1 protein-coding gene is annotated in these 411 nt (G+C 49.9%); it reads right to left on the bottom strand.

What is annotated here, in order from left to right; translation table 11 throughout:
* Window positions 1-57 precede the first annotated feature (57 nt).
* On the bottom strand, window positions 58-411 hold a 354-nt coding region (gene hslJ / locus C5J24_RS31615), incomplete at its 5' end, for a heat shock protein HslJ (protein WP_052988974.1).

Below are 411 nucleotides of genomic sequence, written 5' to 3'. Positions count from 1 at the left end.
ACCCAACGGCAAACGCTGTAGCGAACAGTCACTTGCCGCCGGGAGCTGTGGCCGCTATTAATTCATTAAATCCGCCAGCTTATAAGTTAATGTCTGTTTCGCGGTCGCCAGCGTTAACTGGTTCGCGGTCAGATCCACTTGTGCACCTTCTTTCAGCATTTCGCTAATGGTGTTATCGAGTTCATTAAGCTGCGGGTTAGCGCACATCATACGGGTCATTGCCAGCCCTTTGGCTGTCAGTTCACCATTAGACAGTTTGCCTTCACCGCTAAAGCGGTTACACATGCTGCCGGAAATCATCATCTTTTCACCAAAGCTGATTTCTGGCGGATTTTTATCGCTGGTCACGGGCTTACCGTTTACGCTTTCCAGCACAAAGCGATGATGCTGTAGCTGTTCTGGGGTTACAGC

Origin of the sequence: Neorhizobium sp. T25_27 (assembly GCF_002968565.1) — a bacterium.
GTDB lineage: Bacteria > Pseudomonadota > Alphaproteobacteria > Rhizobiales > Rhizobiaceae > Neorhizobium > Neorhizobium tomejilense.
The sequence above is the reverse complement of the archived record's forward strand: the minus strand, read 5'-3'. Positions and strand labels throughout refer to the sequence as shown.